Here is a 20,345-nt window from a genome sequence, read left to right as displayed (position 1 = left end):
CCTGGTCTTCTCGGCTGCGAAGTAATGAATCAGTGAGGAAGTTTCATTAGGTGAATCGCTGTCGAATACCAGGAAACATAGCATCCGTGACGGTCGTGTTACGGCCACGTCAGGTTGCGGTGACGACTTCGCTGGCGGCACGGCGAGGGCAATTCGGTTGCGGTCGAGAGGATTTGGTTACATCGATTTATCCCGACGCAACCTCGCTGTGTGTTTCCTCTCAGTAGTGTCTGTTTCACGCCAGCGATTCGGCGTTCTTCCTTCCCCTTGCTTCTCCGGCCTGTTCGGCCGGCCCCGTGACCAGGAGTTCTCATGGCAGACGGCACCACCACGGTCCCCGCGTTCCGCGTCACCTCCGACTTCTGGAGGACGCTTCCTCAGATGCCGGTGGCGGAGTTCCCCGGCACCGAGGGCTACATCGACGACGTCTACCCCAACCCGGACGGCTCGGAGATGGCTGCGGGGTACTTCAAGCTCGACCCGACCGACGCCCCACTCGACTACACCTACGAGTACGACGAGATGAAGGTGGTCCTCGACGGCGAATTCCGGCTGGAGAACCTCGACACCGGACAGGTCGAGGTCGCCGGGCCCCGGGATGCGATCTTCTTCCCCAAGGGCTCGCGTATCCGGTTCACCACCCCATCCGGTGCACTGGCGTTCTACGTCGGCCAGCGCACCTTCGCGCCCTAGGGGGCGTGGTGACCGTCTGCATGGACACCACCAGCGTCGGGCGCTGGCACTCGGAACGGGTGGACGTCGCCGACGGTGGCCGGGTCGTCACCGTTCTGTCGTTCGGTGGCGAGGCCCGCCACCGGGCGAACGAGCTGGTCGCGGGCTTCTCCGGCACCCGGGTGAACTGGCTGCGCCTGCCGCCCGGGTGGACCCAACTCGCCGGCGACGTCCTGGACCGGCAGCTCGTCGCCGCCCGGGTCGGCTGGCGACTGGTCCTGGTCGGCGCCGAGGAGCCGGTGCTCGCGGCGCAGGCCCGCGCCCTCGCCGCGGGCCTGCTGAGCGAGGAGATCCTCGCCGAGGTCGTTCCGGCTCGGGGAGCGGACGCCGACGTCCGCCGGGTGCACTGCGCGCACTGCGCGACCGTCCACTCGGTGGCGGTGCCCGTCGGCGGGCTGACTCGATGCCCCGAATGTGCGGCCGATCTCGTTGTCTACCACCATCTGTCGCGCCGGACCGGCGCGTACCTCGGCTACATGATCGATGCGGAGGATCGCTGATGACACCGATGACGGAGGAATCTCCATGACGCCGATGACGGAGGAATCTCCATGACGCAGACGTCCGACATCCGTGTGCGGGGTGACGCACCGACCCGGGTACTCGTGGTCGCTGCCGTCGGCATGCCCGCCGACGGTGTGCGTCATCTGCGCCTCGTCGATCCGGAGGGTGCGCCCTTGCCGTCCTTCACCCCGGGCAGTCACGTCGTGGTGACCTGTGGGGTCGACGACGACGGGCGCCCCCGACGCAACTCGTACTCGCTGACCGGGCCCGAACTCGAACCCGACGCGTACGAGATCTCGGTGCGGCTCGACCCAGCCGGCCGGGGAGGCTCCCGCTGGATCCACGACCTGGCACCCGGTGACACCGTCGAGATCGGCCGTCCGCGTAGCGCTTTCGCTCCGGTCCTGACGGCACGACATCACCTGCTCGTCGCCGGCGGCATCGGGGTCACCCCGATCCTGTCGCATGTCCGGGCGGCGTCCACGTGGGGACGATCGTTCGAGGTGCACTACGTCTTCCGCCCCGGGGACGGCCCGCACCTGCGCGAACTGCGCGAGCTGTGCGGTGACCGGCTGCGCACCTTTCACACGCCCGCCGAGCTCTGGACGGAACTGGCACCCGCCCTGCTCGACCGCCCGCTGGGCACCCACCTGTACGCGTGCGGTCCTGCGCCACTCATCGACGAGCTCACCGCCCGCGCCGCCGACGCCGGATGGCCACCCGCCCGAATTCACCACGAACACTTCGGTGTCGGCGCCCTCGACGCCGGGCAGCCGTTCACGCTGGGCCTGCGGCGCAGCGGGATCGACGTGCCGGTGCCCGCGGGGGTGAGCGCCCTCGAGGCGCTCGAGCAGCACGGGGTGCCGGTGCCCAACCTGTGCCGCCAGGGTGTGTGCGGCGAATGTCGCACCGCGACGGTCGGTGGCGCCGCACAACATCGCGACCTGTACCTGACCGAGTCGGAGAAGAGTGCGGGCACGCACTTCATGCCGTGCGTCTCCCGCGCCGCCGGTGACCGAATCGAGGTGGACCTGTGACCGCCGTTGCCCTGCCCGCCCGCGTGGTGCGGTTTCCGTTTCCGTTCCCACACGAAACCTACCGCTACAGCACCAATGTCGAGCCCGCAGGCACCCGCGCGGTCACGGCGGCGGGGAGCTGGGGCGAGCATCCCGTCGACATCGACGAGTGGTACCACGAGGAGCTCGCCGAGCGGCGGCGCATCCTGTCGGGGGATCCGTCCCGGTTCCAGGCCTTGTCGCACATGGACGTCGCGCAGTGGGAGGCGATGGTGACGCTGATGCGGATGCTCGCCCACGCCTACCCGGACCGGTTCTCGCTCACACGAGAGGGAGACGGATGGCTCTGGAGCAACGCTGAACTCGGGTGTCGGCAGTCGTTCATCCATGGCGACGTCGACACCCTGCCCGAAGCGCCGCTGCGCTACATCGGCGGGCAGATCCAGGAGGACGTGGTCCTGCTCGACCAACGCGAGGGAGCGCTCTGGGGTGACGCCGGATTGGTGACCTTCGCGGCGGACTGGTCGCTGCGCTTCGACGTCGGTATGAGCTTCCTTCAGATCCACGGGCCGGTCCCGCGCGTGCACGAGGAAGGAGTAATCCCCCGCGCGCAACAGTTCCTGATGGGATTACAACCGGGACAACGCTATCGGCGGACCAACTGGACCCTGACCGTGGACCGGCGACTGGACACCGCCACCGAGACCTATCCGGACTGGGGCCGGGACCGCCGGCTCGTCGCGGAGGGCCCGGGCGTCGACGTGGGCGCCCGCCTGCACCTGAGGGTGGAGGTGCAGCACCTGGTCCGGTTGGGGGCCTCCGGTTCGATCATGTTCCTGATCCGCACCCACCTGCTGCCGTTCGAGGAGGTCGCGCTCGTGCCCGGATGGGCGCAGCGCCTGCACGATGTCCTCGTCGAGCTGCCCGACGACATCGCCGACTACAAGGGCATCACCCGGACCCGGGGTCCCGGCATCGCCTGGCTCCGCGAGTACGCGGGAGTGTCGGCGTGAGCGCCGGATTCGACCGCGGCGGTGTCGGCGGGGAACCGGACGCCATCGACAGCGCCGGGCGGGTGTTCCTGGTCGCCGCCCTCGGTCGGTGTCCGGACGGACGCCGGGTGGCCGCCGAATGGGTCGCGCAGGCGATCGCGCTGGGCCGCACCGCGACCGTGATGGTCGACGCCGACGCCGAGCGTGTCCGGACCGCGGTGCTCGGCGCCAGCGCGGGCACCCGCGTGATGCTGGCGGGGCCGGAACGGGACGTGATGGCCGCGGTGGCCGGCGTCCGGGCCGCGGGGGCGCTGCCCTGCGAGGTGACCACCCACCTCACCGCGCCGGGTGCCGTCGCGGTGTTCTGCCCACACTGCGCCACCGCGGCGGACACGGCCGCCGCGCCCGGTGACCGTGTCCCGTGCCGGTCGTGCGGCACCGTGCTGGAGGTGCGTTCCCACCGCTCGTCGCACCACGGCAGTTATCTCGGCGCGGTGGCCGAGGTCGCCTGACCCTCGATCGATCGAAGGAGTGACGTTTGACCACGAGTGTGCATGCCAGTGACCTCGAGCGGCTGCCCTGGCCGTTCCCCGAGAACGAGAACACCTTCCGCTACGCCGTCAACGTCGAGCCCGCCCCGCGTTTCACCGCCACCGCGACCGGCGGCTGGGGCGAGCACGTCGTGGACCTCGGCCCGGACTACGTCGAGATGATGACGCTCCGCGCGGCGGTGCTGGCCGCGGATCCGGAACGGCTACAGGTGCTTGCGCACATGACACCCGCCTGCTGGGACGTGATGCTCTACCTGATGGGGCAGTTGGCGTCGTCGTATCCGGACACGATGGAGCTGCACCGGGACGGCACCGAATACCGTTGGGTGAATCGGCTTCTCGGGATCGACCAGGACTTCCTGCTCGGTAATGCCGGGACCCTGCCCGAGCACCCCCTGGCGTTCATCGGACGGCAGGTGCCCGACGACATCCTGCTGCTCACCGAACGCGACGGCCGGTTGTGGTTCGACGCCGCGCTCGTCACCTCGTCCGCGGACTGGTCGGTCAAGTTCGACATCGGCATGAGCTTCGACGAGATCCACCGGCCGGTACCGGGACTGACACCCGGCGGGGTGACCGGCCGGGCCGAGCAGTTCATGCGCAGGCTCACCACTGACCAGGTGTACCGGCGGGTCAACTGGACGTTCTCGGCGGTCGGCTCCCGGCTGCGAGACACCAGCCTCGAGACGATGCCGCGGTGGATGCACGACATGCCGCGCCTGGTCGCCGACGAGGACTGGGGCCGCATCCAGTTGCGCATCGAACTCGAGCACCTGATCCGGCTGCCGATGACCGGCGCGCTGGTGTTCAACATCCGCACCTACATGGCGCCCCTCGCCGAGATCGCGACCGTCCCCGAGTGGGCCGGCCAGCTCGCCGACATCGTCGAGGAACTGCCAGCGGACATCGCCGCCTACAAGGGGATCGACGGCTACCGGATGCCCGCGATGGCCTGGCTACGGTCGCGAATCGGCGGCGTCCGCTAGGAGGTCGCGCCGGGCGAACGGCCACGGTAGGTCAGGAAGACCGTTTCTTTCTCGCCCTGGAGCCGGATGTCGAAAACGTAGCCGTCGGCGTCCCGGGTCGTCACGAGGGTGCTGCGCCGCGGCGGTTCGAGCGACGCGAGCAGGGGATCGGTGGCGAGCACGCCCTCGTCGGCGGGCAGGTAGGCGCGGGTGAACAGCCGGTTGAGCAGCCCTCGTGCGAACACGGTCACCGCGAAGAACGGCGGCCGGCCGTCCTCGCCGACCCCGGGAGCGAGCGTCGAGAACGAGTAGGCGCCCTGGTTGTCGGTCGAGGCGCGGCCCCAGCCGGTGAACGTCCAGCCGTCGCGGTGCAGGGAGCCGGCACGCTGCACGACCCGCCCGTCCGGGCCTGCCTGCCAGATCTCGAGCAGCGCGTCCGGCACCGGGTCGCCGTTGCCGTCGAGCACCCGGCCGTGCAGGCGGACGCCCTCGCAGTGTGCCGGCGGGACGAGCTCGTTGTCACCGTCGAACGGCAGCGCGTATCCGAAGAACGGTCCGACCGTCTGGCCCGGGGTCGGGGGCAGGGCAGTGGGGGAGAGGTGGGTGCTCACGCGTGATCCTCCGGTTCCGTCCAGGTCTTGGCGCTGCCGGACAGGACGATGTCCCACCGGTAGCCCGTGCTCCACTCGTGCGAGGTGACGTCGTGGTCGTACTGCGCGACGAGGCGTTCGCGCGCCTTCCGGTCCGTGATCGACTGGAAGATGGGATCCAGCTCGAACAGCGGGTCGCCCGGGAAGTACATCTGGGTGATCATCCGCTGCGTGAAATCGGTTCCGAACAGCGAGAAGTGGATGTGCGCGGGCCGCCAGGCGTTGTGGTGGTTCCGCCACGGGTACGGTCCGGGCTTGATCGTGGTGAAGCGGTACGAACCGTCGGCGGCGGTGAGGCAGCGTCCGACGCCGGTGAAGTTGGGGTCGATCGCGGCGTGGTGCTGGTCGCGCTTGTGGATGTACCGGCCGCCCGCGTTCGCCTGCCAGATCTCGACGAGCTGCCCGGCGATCGGCCTGCCCTCGCCGTCGACGATCCGGCCGGTGACGACCGTGCGCTCGCCGACGGGCTCGCCGCGGTGCTGGATCGTCAGGTCCGCTTCGAGGGGATCGACGTCCTGGTCGCCGAAGACCGGCGCCCAGAGCTCGATGCCCTCGGGGTCGGCGTGGTGCAGGTCCTTCGTCGGGTGGCGCAGGACGCTGCTCCGGTAGGGCGGGTAGTCGAGGCGGGGCTGGAACTCCTCGATGCCGCCATGGGTGTATTCCGTCTCGATGTCGCGGATCTCGGCGAGGATCTCCGACTGGGTCGATGCGGCGGCATCGGAGGATGCTCTCGCCCGGAGGTCAGATGGTGTGGTCACAGCGGCAGGCTAGGGCGCCGCCGCGCGCCGCCGCGACGGTAGGCTTTCACTGAGTGGAAGGACGTCGAGCATGGCCGGAAACACCGCCGCCCCGGGCACGACCGTGGTCTCCCGGGTCCTCGCGATCCTGGGCGCCTTCGACGACGGGCATCGGGCGCAGACGCTCACGGCGCTCGCGGGACGTGCCGGCCTCGCGGTCCCCACGGCGCACCGGCTGGTCGGCGAGCTCGTGGCGTGGGGGGCTCTGGCGAGACGGGACACGGGCGAGTACGTGGTGGGCCCGCGGCTGTGGGAACTCGGCCTGCTCGCCCCGGTCCAGACCGGGATCCGCGAGATCGCCTCGCCGTTCCTGCACGACGTCTACGGTGCCACCCTCGCCACCGTGCACCTCGCGGTGCGCAAGGGCACCCAGGTGCTCTACCTCGATCGGCTTCGAGGTCACGCGTCGGTGCCCGTGGTCAGCACCATCGGCTCCACCCTGCCGCTGCACGCCACCGCCGTCGGGAAGGTGCTGCTGGCATACGCGCCGCCGGACGTCCAGGAGGTGGTACTGGCGTCGCTGACGCGGATCACCCCGTACACCGTGACCCACCAGGGCCGGCTCCGGGACCAGTTGCGTCGCGTGCACCGGGACGGTTTCGCGGAGACCCGCGAGGAGATGAGCCTCGGTGCCTGCTCGGTGGCGGTCCCGGTCCGGGCGCCGGACGACAGGGTGATCGCGGCCCTCGGGCTCGTCGTGCCGACCCTCGCGCGGGATCGGTCCCGGCTCGTGGCCGCACTCCAGGTGGCCGCGCGTGGCGTCGAACGCAGCCTCCGTGGCGGATCTTCCGCTCAGTGAAATTCCGTGCTGGCCGTCACTCGGCGTGGCCGCTTCACTGTCGGTCATGCGTACCGAGGTAGCCATCATCGGCGCCGGCCCCGCGGGCCTGCTCCTGTCTCATCTGCTCGCCGAGCAGGGTGTCGATTCCGTCGTGATCGAGACCCGCTCCCAGGACTACGTGCTCTCCCGCATCCGCGCGGGCATCCTCGAGCACTCGACCGTCGAACTGCTCGACTCCGTCGGGCTCGGCGAGCGGCTGCGCCGCGAGGGCCAGGAGCATCGCGGCATCTATCTGCAGACGCCCGGCGAACGGCACCACGTCGACTTCGTCGAACTGTGTGGGCGCAGTGTGTGGGTATACGGGCAGACCGAGGTCACCAAGGACCTCGTCGCGGCCCGCGAGGGCGCCGGCCAGCCGTTCTTCTACGAGGTCACCGACACCGCACTGCACGACATCGACAGCGACTCGCCCTACGTGACGTTCGTGGACGCGAAAGGTGTGGAGCGCCGTGTCGACGCGGCCGTGATCGCCGGGTGCGACGGCTCGTTCGGACCGAGCCGGGCGGCAATTCCGGACAGCGTCCGCCGGACCTGGGAACGCACCTACCCGTACTCGTGGCTCGGCGTGCTCGCCGACGTGCCGCCGTCCACCGACGAACTGATCTACGCCTGGCACCCCGACGGCTTCGCGATGCACTCGATGCGCTCGGACACCGTCAGCCGCCTCTACCTCCAGGTTCCCAACGGCACCGATCTCGCCGAGTGGTCGGACGACCGGATCTGGGAGGCGTTGAGCCGGCGTCTCGGCGATGGAATCGACGGCTGGACACTGAAATCCGGACCGATCACCGAGAAGAGCGTGCTGCCGATGCGCAGCTATGTGCAGACCCCGATGCGGCACGGGCGGCTCTTCCTGGCCGGCGACGCCGCGCACATCGTCCCGCCCACCGGGGCGAAGGGACTGAATCTCGCAGTCTCCGACGTGGCCTTGCTGGCACCCGCGCTGATTGCGTTGCTGCGCAAGGACGACGAGACCCTCGCTGACGGCTACAGCGAGAGCGCACTGCGTCGCGTCTGGCGCTGCACCCACTTCTCCTGGTGGATGACGACCATGCTGCATCAGAGCGGCGATCCGTTCGACGCGCAGTTGCAGCGTTCGCAACTGCAGTGGATCGCCGGCAGCGCGGCCGGCTCCACCGGACTCGCCGAGAACTACGCCGGACTCCCGATCGGTATGTGAGAAGTCTCCGTCGCCCGTGAGTCCGTCCGGCCCGTCAGGGGACGGAAGGACTCACGGGTGCAGCGCGCTTCCGGCCAGCCACTGGTCCCACGGCACGCTCCAGTCGCCGTTCTGCCACACCTCGAGCGGGGCGCCGCCGGTGTTGCGGATCTCGACGACGTCGCCGGGCTGCGAGAAGTTGAAGAACCACTGGGCGTTCGTCGGGTTCAGGTTCAGGCAGCCGTGCGAGGTGTTGGTGTTGCCCTGCGCCCACACGCTCGACGCCAGCTCGTGCAGGTAGATGCCGTCGGTGCTGATCCGGGTGGCCCAGTTGATCGACTCCTTGTAGCCGAGGCGCGAGTTGATCGGCAGCCCATAGGTCGACGAGTCCATGATCACCGGGTTCGCCTTGTCCATCACCGTGTAGGTGCCGGGCTGCGTCCAGAACGAGAGCGTCGTGTTGCCGATCGTCTCGGTGCCGCCCATGCCCATCGACGTCGGCATCTCGCGGACCACCTGGCCGTTCTCGTAGACGGTCACCATCTTGGTGTCGTCGTCGGCGATCGAGACGTGCGAGTCGCCGATCCGGAACGAGACCTTCTCGTCCTGCTCGCCGTAGAGGCCCTTCCCGAGCTGGGTGCCGTAGATCTTCGCGTCCACCGACACGGTGGTGCCGGGTGCGTAGTACTCCTGCGGACGCCAGTGCGCGTTCTGGTCGTCGAGCCAGTACCAGGATCCCTGAACCGGGGGAGTGGTGGTGACCGTCATCGCCTTCTCCGCGGCGGCCCGGTCGCCGATCTCCTCGTCGAAGTGCGCCACCACAACGAGGCCGACGCCGTACGTGCCGCCGTCCGTGATCGACTGTCCGCCGGTGGTGTTCAGGTACAGCCGGGTCTGGTTGTTCGGCGCGACGGTGGTGAAGGTCGTGTCCTTGGTGGTCGCGACGCCGCGGGAGTCGGTCGCTGCCACGGCCAGGTCGTAGGTCTTCCCGTATCCGAGTGGTTCGGCGGGCTTCCAGGACGTCTTGTCCGGTGTGGTGATGCCGTCGATGACCTTGCCGTCCGGGTTGGTCAGCGTCACCGACGTCAGCGTGCCCTGGGTGACGTCGACGCGGATCGGGCTCAGCGGGTTCACGGGAGTGTCGGTGTCGCCCGGGGTGAAGGTGATCGACGCCTCGGACTCCTGGGTCGCGGACGCCGCGGCGCCGGAGGACCCGGTGTCGCCGCCGTCCGAGCATCCGCCGAACAACAGCGCTGCGGCCACCGCGGCCGCGAGTGCGGTGGACTTGCGACGAAAACGCGACACTTCATGCCCTCCAGGATTCGAGCGGACACGATGCACCGCACGTTCGACTTGCCAGTTCAGGATATCGGCGCACGGGGCTCAGGCGTTTCCGGCGGCCGATGCCAGGGTGCCGACGCCGAGCACAGCGAGGATGCCTGCGCTCACGCTCTCGAGCCGCGCTGTGATCCGCGGGCTACGCAGCAGAGCGACCAGTCGGGACGCGGCGACCGCGAACCCGCTCATCACGACCAGTGCGACCGCGGCCTCCACTGCACCGAGCGTCATCGCCGATCCGAGCGTGACGTGACCGAGGAACTGCGGTACGACGGCCAGGTAGAACAAGCCGACCTTGGGGTTCAGTGCGCACGAGAGCACCCCCGCACCGAACGCCGAAACCGGGCGCGTGGCCGCGGCGACCGGGGCGGGTGTGTCCGCGACCGTCGCCGCACGACGGCGCTGCAGCGCCCGCAGTCCGAGGTAGAGCAGATACAGGCCGCCGGCGATCTTGAGGACCCGGTATGCGCTCGCCGACTGTTCGAGCAGCGTCGCCAACCCGAGCGCGACGACCGCGGCCCACAGGAGACCACCCAGGCTGACGCCGAGCGCGGCGGCGAGACCCGGACGGGTGCCCCCGATGCTGTAGCGCAGCACGAGGAACGAGTCGGGTCCGGGCATGATCGCCAGCAGCAGGCAGACACCCGCGAAACTGATCAGGGTTGCGGTGGTCACCGAACCAGGAAACCGCAGTTCCGGTGTGGTTTTCAAACCAATTTCCGGGTGCAGGTCCGGTGCCGGTCGGGAGTGCACGCCGCGCACCGGGATTCGGCATCCGAGCACAGCGTGAGGTGATGGAAGTCACAGCGAACTCGGTGTGGCCGGGTTGACAGCGCGGCCGAACGGCTGCCATTCTCGGCTCAGGTCATGAGTGCCAGCGCGTAGCCCCGGCTTGCTGGCCGGCAACCCTCCACCGCGGTGGGGTGCCCCGGGTGACGACCAGGCCGTGAATCCAATACCGGACACGGCAAGCGCGGACTCGATGCATCAACCCTCACCGCACGAGTCCCTTGACGTAAGGGATGACGCCATGACTGCTGTACTCGACACCACCCTCTGTGCCGACGCCGTTCGCAACGAAAACTGTGATGGCACTGCGCCTTTCGCGCCGGTCTGTGGCAGTGACCTGATCGCGCCGCTCGCCGACGGCACTTCGATCGCGTACGCCAACTTCGACTACGCCGCCAGTGCCCCCGCGCTGTCCGCCGTCGCCGAGCGGGTGCAGTCGCTGCTGCCGTTCTACGCCAGCGTGCACCGCGGGGCCGGCTACGCCTCCCAGGTCTGCACCGAGCGGTACGAGGGCGCCCGTGACGTGGTCGCCGACTTCGTCGGGGCCCGCACCGACGACGTCGTGGTGTTCACCCGCAACACCACCGACGCACTGAACCTGCTCGCCTCCTGCGTGCCCGGCGAGGCCGTCGTCCTCGACATCGAGCACCACGCAAACCTGTTGTCCTGGAACCGGAACGGTGCCCGCGTCGTCCGTTCCGCGGACACCGTCGAGGAAACCGTCCAGCGCATCGTCGCCGAACTGTGCACCCGCCCGGCTGCACTGCTCGCCGTCACCGGCGCCTCCAACGTGACCGGCGAGGTGCTGCCGATCGCCCGCCTCGCGCGGATCGCCCACGAGTGCGGCGCCCGGATCCTGGTCGACGCCGCCCAGTTGCTGCCGCACCGCCGCGTCGACATCGCCGAGCTCGGCGTCGACTACCTGGCCTTCTCCGGGCACAAGCTGTACGCGCCGTTCGGCGCCGGCGCCCTCGTCGGCCGCGCCGACTGGCTGGACGCCGCCGAGCCCTACCTTGCCGGCGGCGGCGCCACTAAGAACGTCGAGATCGACGCCGTGCAGTGGGCCGCCGCTCCGCAGCGGCACGAGGCGGGCACCCCGAACGTGCTCGGCGCCGTCGCGATCGCCGCGGCATGCGAGACACTCGCCGGGTTCGACGCCGACGCCGTCGAGCTGCACGAGCGCGTGCTGTGCGACCGACTCACGGCCGGACTCGAATCGATCGACGGTGTCCGGGTGCTGCGGATCTGGCCGGACTCGCCGGACGCCGTCGGCATCGTCACCTTCACCGTCGCCGGCGCCGAGCCGCGCGCGGTCGCGACCCACCTGTCGGACCTGCACGGCATCGGAGTGCGGGACGGCAAGTTCTGCGCCCACCCGTTGCTGTCGCGCCTCGGGTACGCCGAGGGGGCGGTTCGGGCCAGCCTCGGACTCGGCAGCAGCAGCGCGGACGTCGATCGCCTGATCGCCGCAGTCGGCGAGTTCGCCGCGCTGCGCGCGACGAACGGTGTTCCTGCACGGTAACATCGGCGTCATGACTACGGACGCGGTGGACCTGATCGGTGGCCAGTGGTGCCGCCGGCACGTCGACCTGTGCCGTACCGCCTCGGGTATGTGTCCGGTCTGAGCTCGGCCTCGCCGGACCCGTCACTCCACCACCTTCCCGAGGACAGTCATGTCTGCATCGTTTTCGTCCCGTCCTGTCCGGCCGCTGCATGTGGCCGTCGAACTCTCCGGCGCCGGCCACCACCCCGCGTCGGCTGCCCACACCGATTTCCGAATCCCTTTGGGGCTCAGTGACTACTGGGTTCAGCTCACCTCCTCCACCCTCGATCTCGTCGGGGATCCGGGCTCCGTGATCCGGGTGCGAGCCCGCGACCTCGGGGAGGCGCAGCGGCGCCGCGAGACCGCCCGCATCCGCGCGGCGGCGGACGGCCGCGACCCCGACACGGTCGCGGTCCTGCTCGACGTCGAGGTGCTCCTCGCCGACGATCACCGTGCCGCCCGGCGCGAACTGGCCCGCCTGGATGCCGGCCTGACCGAACCCCATGTGCCGGAGTCCCTCTCGTACATCGGCACCCCGTCCGGCCTGGCCGGTCTGATCGCCGACATCCGCGCCGCCGGAGTGGCGGACGGTGTCACCCTGCTGCCCCTGGTCCTGCCCAGGGTGCTCGACCGCGTCGTCGACGACGTGCTGCCCATGCTGCACGAGGGTGGCGTGACCGAGCCGTCCGCGGTCCTCGGCGAGGTTCTCGGGCAGTTCGGGTTGTCACCCGACCGGCGCGCGCTCGCGTCCTGACCCGCCGCGCGCCGCTCCGGGCGTGACCCCTCACGGCTGAAGGTGGCCTTCAGCCGGTGGAGAACGAAACGGGGTTTGCCTGTGGTCGGCGACGCGTGACCACGTCACCCCAGGACGACATGGATACGCGGGTCCGGATCGAAGCGGTAGCCGGACCCGCGCACCGTCGACACCTGTCCGCCGAAGCGGCCCAGCTTGGTTCGGACCCGCGAGACGTGCACGTCGACGCTGCGCCCGGCGCGGTCCCGCTCGCCGAGGGTGCCGCTCAGTTGCAGCATCCGGCGACGCGAGACGACCTCACGCGGCCGACTGGCCAGGTGCGAGAGTATCTCGAATTCGGTGTGGCTCAGTGAGATCGGCGTCCCGTCGAGTCGCGCTTCCCGAGCGGGCAGATCGATCAGCAGTGGGGCGGTCGCATCGACGCCCGCGCGCACCGCGACGCCCGGCAACAGTTCACGCGCGCTGACGCGCAGTGCATCGGCGAGCGCTGTCAACTGACCGCGGTCGGCGGATCCGGAGAACTGCATGGTGAGCACGAGGTCGGTGCTCGACCTCGGAACTGACGAATCGGTCATGGGGGCTCCGATGTCGGATGGATCGGGTGTGACGGCCGGGTCAGTGCGGGCCGTGACATTCCCGTTCGACGTGGATGCCGTTGGAGGCGACGGTCATTCGTCGAGTGGGCTGGACCGGTGGTAGCGGCCGCCGTGGTAGAGGAGTGGAGCGGCCGCGGCCTCCGCGTCGTTCTCGTCGTGGATCCGGGTCACCAGCCCGATCACCAGCGTGTGATCGCCCGCCGGGATCAACTGATGCACGGTGGTGCGGAGCCAGATCGGGGTGCCGTGCAGCACCGGTTCCCCGGTCTCGAGTCGCTTCCACAGCGAGGTGTCCGAGAAGCGCTCGTCGGCGCTGCGGGAGAACCGCTGCGCCAGGTGCCGCTGGTGCTCGCCGAGCAGGTGGATGACCAGTGAGTCCGCCGCGTGCAGCGCACGGATCGACGACGAGGTGTGCGCGATGTTGAACGACACCAGCGGTGGGTCCAGCGACAGTGAGGCGAACGAGGTCGCGGTGAAACCCACCGGCCCCGAATCGGAGTCGAGGGTGACGATCGTGACGCCCGCCGGATAGCTGCGCATCGCGGTGCGGTACTGGTCGGCCGTGACCGTGTGCGGGTCCGCGGGCAGATCGGCGGCGCGGTCGTGGTGCTGCGGTTCCAGGGGCTGTGGCATGAGGTACTCCGATTCGGGATGCACGTGACTTCGGGATGCACGTGCGTGCGGATTCAGGGGGCACGGGAAGCCGCACACAGTGGTGGGCGCCGCCGGGTCGAATCAGCGCGGACAGCGCCACGACGTGACACGGCACAGGTCGACGTGTCTACGCCGCCAGCACTGCACGGTCACGGGTGCCTCCAGAATCGGTTTGCCCCACTATAAGCCGGTCCTCAGTCGACGTCGACGGCCAGACCCGCGGTGATTCGAATCAGTTCGCGGAAGGTGGTCCGGAACACGGTGTCGGGACGCCCCGCGGCCGCCCACAGTTCCGGATACCCCTCGAGGGCGGAGTCGACGTAGGTGGACAGGTTGGTCGGATGCCCGACCGGGGCGACACCGCCGAGCGGCTGACCGGTCACCTCCCGCACGAGTGATGCGGGGGCCTGGGCCAACGAGCCCTCGAGGCGTTTGCCGGTGCGTTCGACGTCCACCTGGTGCGCACCCGAGACCAGCAACAGGACCGGCTCGTCGTCGAGGAGGAAGACCAGGGACTTGGTGATCGCCCCGATGTCGACGCCGAGGGTCGCGGCCGCCTCGGCAGCGGTGTGGGTGGGCTGGTCCTGCGTGACCACCACCCCGTGGTGGCCCCGCGCGATCAGCGTCCTCGCGACGTTCGCCGCGTCCGGATGCAGTGTCCTCGCCATGCCCCACCATATGACCGCAGGGCATCTCGTGCGCGCCGAAGCGCCGGTTCAGTCCGAATGCGGGCGGCGGGCGGCGCGGGCGGTGCAGGCGAACACCGCCGCGAGTCCGACGAGGGTGTAGACCACGAGTGTCACGATCGGGGCTCCGACGCCGGTGCCGTGGAAATAGACGATGCTGCGCACCCCCTCCGTCCCCGCGCCCGGGGTGATCCAGCGGCCGATCGCCGCGTAGAAGGTGGGCAGCACGTTCGATCCGAATGCTCCACCCGCGCTGGGGTTTCCGAGCACCACGAAGATCAGGATCGCCAGGGGCACGGCCAGGATGCCGAGAGCCGCGCGCATGCCCATCGTGAACATGCCGGTCGCGAACACCACCCCGGCGCCGAGCAGCGACAGCGGCAGCAGGTGCCCGGTGAAGGTGCCGAGCAGGTTCGTGGTCACCAGTGCGCCGAGGAATCCGGAGGCCAGCGAGTACGCGGCCATGAGCGCGGTGTGCAGGCCGGCCTCGCGCAGCGTCCGCGGCGCCCCGATCAGCAGGCCGATCGCCGCGGCCAGCAGGTATCCGCCGACCACCCAGCCGATCGACAGGTAGAACCCGGACAGTCCGCGGTTGTCGTGCGCGCCCACCGGGACCTCGTCGCGGACCACGAAGGTGCGGCCCTGCTCGGCGGTGACCTTCGTGAAGATGCCCTCCAGGGCCGATGCGGCGGACGTGCCCGCGCCGCTCGCGGTGATCAGGGTGTCGGGACCGGTTGCGGCGAGTGCGTACCCGCCCATCACCTCGCGCTGGGCGATCAGCGTGCGCAGCTCGTAGGTGCTGGCGGCGACCCGCGCCTGCACCGGGTGACCGTCGATGTCGTTCAGCCGGTCGGCCACCTGCTGGTCGATCCCTGCAGGCAGACCCGCCTCGGCGACCACGGCGATCGGGATGTCACGCGGGGTCGGCTGATGGAACGCCGCGACGTAGCTCGTGATGAACCCGAGCTGGAGGAGCAGTACGCCGATCGTCACCGCGATCAGGATCTGACGCGGGCTGTAGCGGTCGGTCGGACTGGTGGACCGGTGCGGTGCGGTTTCGGTCGCCGCGTCGACGTCTGTGATGCTCATGTGTTTTTCGGTGCTCCCACGCCATTGCCGATACCCAAGGTATTGAATACCGTAGGTATTCAGAATTCACGAGGTCAAGGGCGAAAGTGGACAACCGTGGCAACTGAGTCGAGCGCGACAATGGATGACGACCCGAGAGCTGCGTCACAGGGCGGCCCGGTGGCGCTGTCCCGGCCGTCCCGGACCGAGGTGCGTCGGCGTCTGCTCGAGGCCGCCGCCGAGGAGTTCGCCGAACGCGGATTCGCCTCGGCCCGGCTCGCCGAGATCGCCCGCCGGGCCGGGTTCACCAAGGGCGCCGTCTACTCCAATTTCGAGTCCAAACAGGACCTGTTCGCGGAGCTGTTCGCCGAACGCTCCCTCGAGGTGGCGGGCCGGGTGCTCGCCGAGATCGCCGGACTCGGCGCGGTCGACGCGGCCGGTCGGGGTGGCGAGACCATCAGCACGTGGCTCGTCGGTGACCCGGGATGGGCACTGCTCGTGCTCGAATTCGGCGTACAGGCCGCCCGTGAACCGGCCATCGCGGAGGCCTACCTGCGGGAGCGGCGCTCGCTGCGAGGACAACTCGAGGAACTGATCACCGGACGGGCCGTCGAGTGGGGGATCGCGGACAGCGTCGACGCTCGCACCCTCGCGATCACCGTGATGGCGCTGATCTCCGGCCTGATGCTCGAGCACGCCGTCGACCCGGAACAGGTGGACAGGCGGGCCGTGCAGGCCGCGGTCGCCGGGGTGTTCGCCGGTGCATTCACCCGCACCTGACCTCCATCCCCGGTGAACGAATGGGCCATTCGTTCACATGGACCGACCGAATGGCCCATTCGGTCGGGGACGGGAGGGCCGGAAGCGGAGGGTGGTCAGGCGTAGTTGTCGTAGCCGCCCTCGGGTCCGAGCATGCGCTCGATGCGGGTGCGGTTGACCTTCGCCAGTTCGCCGAGCATCGTCTTGCGTTCGATGTCGGGGGAGTGGGCCAGACGCAGTGCGAGGTCGCTCAGCAGTGCGGAGGCGTCACGGCCGGCCGCGCACCACAGGTACGGGTATCCGAACCGCTGCTCGTAGCGGGCGCACTCGGCGAGCACGGTCCGCATCGTCGCCTCGTCCGGTGCCCACACCGCGCACTGCTCGAGCGCGGACGCGGTGGTGTGGGCCCGCCGCGCGACCGCCGGATGGCACTGGAGGGTGCTGTCGATGTCGGCCGGGGAGAGTTCGAACAGTTCGGAGTCGGCGCTGGTGAGCAACGCCTCGCGAGTGGCGTACGGCCGCCCGGCGGCGACCCGGCCCGCCCAGATCGCCGAGCAGCAACACTCGAAGAGGGCGTGCATCGCGCTGCGGTGTGGCAGGTCGTTGAATCTGTCCAGCCCGATTCCCTGGTGCATCAGCATCGTGACCTCCCGGCGCATCCGTGTGGGTTCATGGTGAAACGCCGGCTGCGGTCGGGCCAGTTGTCGGGCCGGAAGTTTTCACAGGCTTAACGACGAACGGTCCGCGTGGTTACTCTTGAGTAATGACTCAAGATGCACGCGCTCAGAGCCTCGACCTGAAGGCCTTCACCGTCGAAATCAAGGACCACGTCGCCCAGGTGACGCTGATCGGACCCGGCAAGGGCAACGCCATGGGTCCCGACTTCTGGAGCGAGCTCGTTCCGCTGTTCGGCGCGCTCGACGCCGACCCCGAGGTGCGCGCGATCGTGCTCGCCGGCCAGGGCAAGAACTTCTCCTTCGGCCTCGACCTCGCCGCGATGGCACCGATGATGGCCCCGGTCCTCGGGGACAAGGCGCAGGCGGCGCCGCGGACCACGTTCCACGGCGACATCAAGGCGATGCAGCGCGGGATCAACGCGGTCGCCGACTGCCGCAAGCCCGTCGTCGCCGCCATCCAGGGTTGGTGCATCGGCGGCGGCGTCGACCTGATCACCGCCGCCGACATCCGCTACGCCAGCGCCGACGCCAAGTTCAGCGTCCGGGAGGTCAAGGTCGCGATCGTCGCCGACATGGGCAGTCTCGCCCGCCTGCCTCGCATCGTCGGCGATGGCCACATGCGTGAACTGGCCCTGACCGGCCGGGACATCGACGCCGCCCGAGCCGAGAAGATCGGCCTGGTCAACGACGTGTTCGACGACGCGGACGCCGTGCTGGCCGCCGCCCACGCCACCGCAGCCGAGATCGCCGCCAACCCGCCGCTGGTGGTGCACGGCATCAAGGACGTGCTCGACCACAGCCGCAGCTCCGAGGTCGACGACAGCCTCCGCTACGTCGCGGCGTGGAACGCGGCCTTCCTGCCGTCCGAGGACATCGGCGAGGCGATGGCCGCGGTCTTCCAGAAGCGTGCGCCGGAATTCAAGGGCCGCTGACTCCACTGGGACCCCCCGGGACACCGACGCTCCGGGCGACCGGCCGACCGTGCAGAGGTAAAGGCATGTCAGCCGGTTGCCCGAGGGGTGGGGTACACCACATACTTGCGGCGCCAAACGCTTGAGTGACGCACGCAAGGAGTGACAGATGACCCCGGACGACGTTGCGCCCCTGGCTGACCGGATCGGCAACGACCTGGTCCGCCTGCAGCGGGTGCGCGACCGGACCATCGCGCACGCGAAGGCGACCGACGGCATCGATCCCGCGGTGTTCGCCTGCCTCTTCCGGCTCATCCACGACGGGCCGATGCGGTCCAGCGCGCTCGCGGAGGCGATGTACACGGATCCTTCGACGGTGAGCCGACAGGTCACCCAACTCGTCGACCGCGGCCACGTGGAGCGGCAACCCGACCCCACCGACGGCCGGGCCAGCGTTCTCGCCGTCACGGACAGCGGCCGGGACGCGGCCGCCCGGATCCGGGCGCTGCGCAACGAGCGACTCGGCCGCCTCCTCGCCGACTGGCCCGTCGACGACCTCCGTGAGTTCACCCGGCTGCTGGACCGGTTCGTCGAGGATTACGAGCGGCTGCGGCCGGTGTTCGCGAAGGACGCCCGATGACCGACACCGCCGAGAGCACCACCGTCGCCGCCGAATCCGGCGGCGACGGCGTTTTCACCCACCGGCAGATCCTCGCCGTCCTGTCCGGGCTCATGATCAGCATGTTCCTGGCCTCGCTCGACCAGACGGTCGTCTCGACCGCGATCCGCACCATCGCCGACGACCTCGACGGCTATGCGCTGCAGGCCTGGGCCACGACGGCATACCTCGTCACCGCGACGCTGGTCACACCGCTGTACGGCAAGCTCTCCGACATGTACGGCCGCAAGCCGTTCTACCTGGCCGCGATCATCATCTTCGTGGTCGGTTCGCTGCTGTGTGCGGCCTCGCAGTCGATGTACATGCTGGCCGTGTTCCGGGCGATCCAGGGAATCGGTGCGGGCGGTCTGGTCTCGCTGGCACTGGCGATCCTCGGTGACATCGTCGGTCCCCGGGAGCGGGCCAGGTACCAGGGCTACTTCCTCGCGGTGTTCGGTGCGTCGGCGGTGCTCGGGCCGGTTCTCGGGGGATTGTTCGCCGGGCAGGACGTCATCGCAGGGATCACCGGCTGGCGCTGGGTGTTCCTCGTCAATGTCCCGATCGGCGTGCTGGCACTGGCCGTGGTGTGGAAGGTGCTGAACCTGCCGAAGGTGCGCCACCCCGACGTCCGGATCGACTGGTGGGGGACGGTGGCGCTGGTGGTCGGAGTCGTCCCGCTGCTGATCGTGGCCGAGCTGGGCCGCGGGTGGGGCTGGGGCAGTGGGCAGGCGATCGCGTGCTACGCGGTCGGCGCGGTCGGCGTGCTCGCGTTCATCCTCGTCGAGCGACGGATGCGGGACATGGCCGTGCTTCCCCTGCGTATGTTCCGCAACTCCACCTTCGCACTGGGTATCGCCATCTCGGCCGTGGTCGGCGCCGCGACGTTCGGGGTGATCGCCCTGCTCCCGCAGTACCTACAGGTGGTCCACGGGTCGAGTCCGACCCTCGCCGGAATGCAGATGATGCCGATGGTGCTGGGTTCGGGGGCCGGGTCGATCCTGACCGGGCAACTGATCGCCAGGACCGGTCGCTATCGGGTCTTCACGCTGGCCGGCGCCGTCATGCTCACCGTCGGCGCGTTCATGCTGTACGTCGTCGATGCCGACAGTCCCCTCACCGTCGCGATGGTCGCCATGGCACTCATCGGCCTCGGCCTCGGCAACGTGACGCAGCCGCTGACCCTCGCCATCCAGAACGCGCTCCCGCCGCAGGACATGGGGGTGTCCTCTGCATCGGCCACCTTCTTCCGCCAGATCGGCGGCACCCTCGGCGTCGCGGTGTTCCTGTCCATCCTGTTCGCGCAGATGACCCCGAACATCACCGGTGAGCTGCAGTCCGCAGGCGCCGATTCGGCCTTCCGTCAGGCTGTCGCCGAGAACGTGCACAGCAGCAACCCCGTCGACGCCGCGTTCGCCACCGGCCTGGCGAACGGTGACACCTCCGTCGCCGGCGAGGTACTGCAGGACAGCTCGGTGATCCAGCAGCTCAGCCCGGCTTTGGCGCAGCCGTTCAAGGCCGGCTTCGCCGACTCGATGTCGACGGTGTTCCTCGGCGTGACGGTCCTGTCCCTGATCGGGCTCGTGCTGGTGCTGTTCTGGAAGGAAGTGCCGCTGCGCACGGGCGGCGGTCTCGCGGCCATCGCGGCGGACCGCGCCAGGGCGGCGGCTGCGGCCGACACCGACTGAGTGGTTCCGGCCACGAGGCC

General features: G+C 69.5%; 24 protein-coding genes and 1 riboswitch. Of the genes, 15 read left to right on the top strand and 9 right to left on the bottom strand.

Going from position 1 to position 20,345, the window contains the following annotated elements; translation table 11 throughout:
* Positions 1-312 precede the first annotated feature (312 nt).
* The 6 genes from ACWDU4_RS03165 to ACWDU4_RS03140 are packed head-to-tail and all read left to right on the top strand — an operon-like array spanning position 313 to position 4,781.
* A complete protein-coding gene (locus tag ACWDU4_RS03165; protein ID WP_450112392.1) occupies positions 313-693 on the top strand; it encodes an ethanolamine utilization protein in 381 nt (126 codons plus the stop codon).
* Positions 694-713: 20 nt separating this feature from the next.
* Positions 714-1,232, top strand: a complete 519-nt coding sequence (locus ACWDU4_RS03160; RefSeq protein WP_450112391.1) for a dimethylamine monooxygenase subunit DmmA family protein — start codon at positions 714-716, stop codon at positions 1,230-1,232.
* A gap of 51 nt (positions 1,233-1,283) precedes the next feature.
* Positions 1,284-2,273 (top strand): PDR/VanB family oxidoreductase, encoded by a 990-nt coding sequence (locus ACWDU4_RS03155; RefSeq protein WP_450112390.1) that lies wholly within the window; start codon positions 1,284-1,286, stop codon positions 2,271-2,273.
* Entirely contained in the window at positions 2,270-3,265 is a 996-nt protein-coding gene (locus ACWDU4_RS03150; protein WP_450112389.1) for a heme-dependent oxidative N-demethylase family protein, read from the top strand. The genes ACWDU4_RS03155 and ACWDU4_RS03150 overlap by 4 nt, the downstream gene beginning before the upstream one ends.
* Positions 3,262-3,756 (top strand): dimethylamine monooxygenase subunit DmmA family protein, encoded by a 495-nt coding sequence (locus tag ACWDU4_RS03145; protein WP_450112388.1) that lies wholly within the window; start codon positions 3,262-3,264, stop codon positions 3,754-3,756. Before ACWDU4_RS03150 ends, ACWDU4_RS03145 begins: the two co-directional genes overlap by 4 nt.
* Positions 3,757-3,782: 26 nt before the next feature.
* Positions 3,783-4,781, top strand: coding sequence for a heme-dependent oxidative N-demethylase family protein (locus tag ACWDU4_RS03140; RefSeq protein WP_450112387.1), 999 nt, complete (start codon positions 3,783-3,785; stop codon positions 4,779-4,781).
* Here ACWDU4_RS03140 and pcaG read toward each other — a convergent pair.
* Together pcaG and pcaH are read right to left on the bottom strand one after the other, a co-directional pair.
* A complete protein-coding gene (gene pcaG / locus ACWDU4_RS03135; protein ID WP_450112386.1) occupies positions 4,778-5,371 on the bottom strand; it encodes a protocatechuate 3,4-dioxygenase subunit alpha in 594 nt (197 codons plus the stop codon). The two genes, ACWDU4_RS03140 and pcaG, sit on opposite strands and share 4 nt — an antisense overlap.
* Positions 5,368-6,168, bottom strand: a complete 801-nt coding sequence (gene pcaH, locus ACWDU4_RS03130) for a protocatechuate 3,4-dioxygenase subunit beta (protein ID WP_450112385.1) — start codon at positions 6,166-6,168, stop codon at positions 5,368-5,370. The genes pcaG and pcaH overlap by 4 nt, the downstream gene beginning before the upstream one ends.
* Positions 6,169-6,238: 70 nt before the next feature.
* Here pcaH and ACWDU4_RS03125 point away from each other — a divergent pair, with 70 nt between their 5' ends.
* Positions 6,239-7,006, top strand: a complete 768-nt coding sequence (locus ACWDU4_RS03125) for an IclR family transcriptional regulator (protein ID WP_450112384.1) — start codon at positions 6,239-6,241, stop codon at positions 7,004-7,006.
* 46 nt (positions 7,007-7,052) lie between these two features.
* Positions 7,053-8,228: a 4-hydroxybenzoate 3-monooxygenase gene (locus ACWDU4_RS03120; protein WP_450112383.1), complete on the top strand. Its 1,176-nt coding sequence runs from the start codon at positions 7,053-7,055 to the stop codon at positions 8,226-8,228.
* 51 nt (positions 8,229-8,279) lie between these two features.
* Here ACWDU4_RS03120 and ACWDU4_RS03115 read toward each other — a convergent pair whose 3' ends face one another.
* Both ACWDU4_RS03115 and ACWDU4_RS03110 read right to left on the bottom strand, forming a co-directional pair.
* A complete protein-coding gene (locus ACWDU4_RS03115) occupies positions 8,280-9,512 on the bottom strand; it encodes a L,D-transpeptidase (protein WP_450112382.1) in 1,233 nt (410 codons plus the stop codon).
* A 78-nt stretch (positions 9,513-9,590) separates the two neighbouring features.
* Positions 9,591-10,220: a LysE family translocator gene (locus ACWDU4_RS03110; protein WP_450112381.1), complete on the bottom strand. Its 630-nt coding sequence runs from the start codon at positions 10,218-10,220 to the stop codon at positions 9,591-9,593.
* A 188-nt stretch (positions 10,221-10,408) separates the two neighbouring features.
* A riboswitch (SAM riboswitch) is annotated at positions 10,409-10,525 on the top strand.
* A 50-nt stretch (positions 10,526-10,575) separates the two neighbouring features.
* Between ACWDU4_RS03110 and ACWDU4_RS03105 the strand changes: the two genes are divergently transcribed.
* The 3 genes from ACWDU4_RS03105 to ACWDU4_RS03095 are packed head-to-tail and all read left to right on the top strand — an operon-like array spanning position 10,576 to position 12,631.
* Entirely contained in the window at positions 10,576-11,856 is a 1,281-nt protein-coding gene (locus tag ACWDU4_RS03105; protein ID WP_450112380.1) for an aminotransferase class V-fold PLP-dependent enzyme, read from the top strand.
* A 10-nt stretch (positions 11,857-11,866) separates the two neighbouring features.
* Positions 11,867-11,959, top strand: a complete 93-nt coding sequence (locus ACWDU4_RS03100) for a putative leader peptide (protein ID WP_450112379.1) — start codon at positions 11,867-11,869, stop codon at positions 11,957-11,959.
* A 48-nt stretch (positions 11,960-12,007) separates the two neighbouring features.
* Positions 12,008-12,631 carry a hypothetical protein gene (locus tag ACWDU4_RS03095; protein WP_450112378.1) on the top strand — a complete coding sequence of 208 codons (624 nt, stop codon included), beginning with the start codon at positions 12,008-12,010 and terminating at the stop codon, positions 12,629-12,631.
* A gap of 104 nt (positions 12,632-12,735) precedes the next feature.
* Here the strand turns inward: ACWDU4_RS03095 and ACWDU4_RS03090 are convergent, their stop codons facing one another.
* The 4 genes from ACWDU4_RS03090 to ACWDU4_RS03075 all read right to left on the bottom strand — a co-directional run bounded on the left by ACWDU4_RS03090 (position 12,736) and on the right by ACWDU4_RS03075 (position 15,656).
* Positions 12,736-13,206, bottom strand: coding sequence for a winged helix-turn-helix domain-containing protein (locus ACWDU4_RS03090; protein ID WP_450112377.1), 471 nt, complete (start codon positions 13,204-13,206; stop codon positions 12,736-12,738).
* 93 nt (positions 13,207-13,299) lie between these two features.
* Positions 13,300-13,860: a flavin reductase family protein gene (locus ACWDU4_RS03085; RefSeq protein ID WP_450112376.1), complete on the bottom strand. Its 561-nt coding sequence runs from the start codon at positions 13,858-13,860 to the stop codon at positions 13,300-13,302.
* A 215-nt stretch (positions 13,861-14,075) separates the two neighbouring features.
* A complete protein-coding gene (locus ACWDU4_RS03080) occupies positions 14,076-14,549 on the bottom strand; it encodes a YbaK/EbsC family protein (RefSeq protein ID WP_450112375.1) in 474 nt (157 codons plus the stop codon).
* A 48-nt stretch (positions 14,550-14,597) separates the two neighbouring features.
* The gene (locus ACWDU4_RS03075) at positions 14,598-15,656 is read right to left on the bottom strand and encodes a hypothetical protein (protein WP_450112374.1); all 1,059 of its coding nucleotides are present in this window, start codon (positions 15,654-15,656) and stop codon (positions 14,598-14,600) included.
* 189 nt (positions 15,657-15,845) lie between these two features.
* Here ACWDU4_RS03075 and ACWDU4_RS03070 point away from each other — a divergent pair, with 189 nt between their 5' ends.
* On the top strand, positions 15,846-16,415 hold the full coding sequence (locus ACWDU4_RS03070) for a TetR/AcrR family transcriptional regulator (RefSeq protein ID WP_450112460.1): 570 nt from the start codon (positions 15,846-15,848) through the stop codon (positions 16,413-16,415).
* Positions 16,416-16,510: 95 nt separating this feature from the next.
* Here ACWDU4_RS03070 and ACWDU4_RS03065 read toward each other — a convergent pair whose 3' ends face one another.
* Positions 16,511-17,035 carry a 2-oxo-4-hydroxy-4-carboxy-5-ureidoimidazoline decarboxylase gene (locus ACWDU4_RS03065; RefSeq protein ID WP_450112373.1) on the bottom strand — a complete coding sequence of 175 codons (525 nt, stop codon included), beginning with the start codon at positions 17,033-17,035 and terminating at the stop codon, positions 16,511-16,513.
* Positions 17,036-17,157: 122 nt separating this feature from the next.
* Here ACWDU4_RS03065 and ACWDU4_RS03060 point away from each other — a divergent pair, with 122 nt between their 5' ends.
* From ACWDU4_RS03060 to ACWDU4_RS03050, 3 genes are all read left to right on the top strand, one after another.
* Positions 17,158-18,003: a crotonase/enoyl-CoA hydratase family protein gene (locus ACWDU4_RS03060; protein ID WP_450112372.1), complete on the top strand. Its 846-nt coding sequence runs from the start codon at positions 17,158-17,160 to the stop codon at positions 18,001-18,003.
* A gap of 148 nt (positions 18,004-18,151) precedes the next feature.
* Positions 18,152-18,622 carry a MarR family winged helix-turn-helix transcriptional regulator gene (locus tag ACWDU4_RS03055; RefSeq protein WP_450112371.1) on the top strand — a complete coding sequence of 157 codons (471 nt, stop codon included), beginning with the start codon at positions 18,152-18,154 and terminating at the stop codon, positions 18,620-18,622.
* On the top strand, positions 18,619-20,325 hold the full coding sequence (locus ACWDU4_RS03050) for an MDR family MFS transporter (RefSeq protein WP_450112370.1): 1,707 nt from the start codon (positions 18,619-18,621) through the stop codon (positions 20,323-20,325). The genes ACWDU4_RS03055 and ACWDU4_RS03050 overlap by 4 nt, the downstream gene beginning before the upstream one ends.
* Positions 20,326-20,345 lie beyond the last annotated feature (20 nt).

The organism is Rhodococcus sp. NPDC003348 (assembly GCF_053589375.1).
This window is presented reverse-complemented; position numbering and strand designations above follow the sequence as displayed.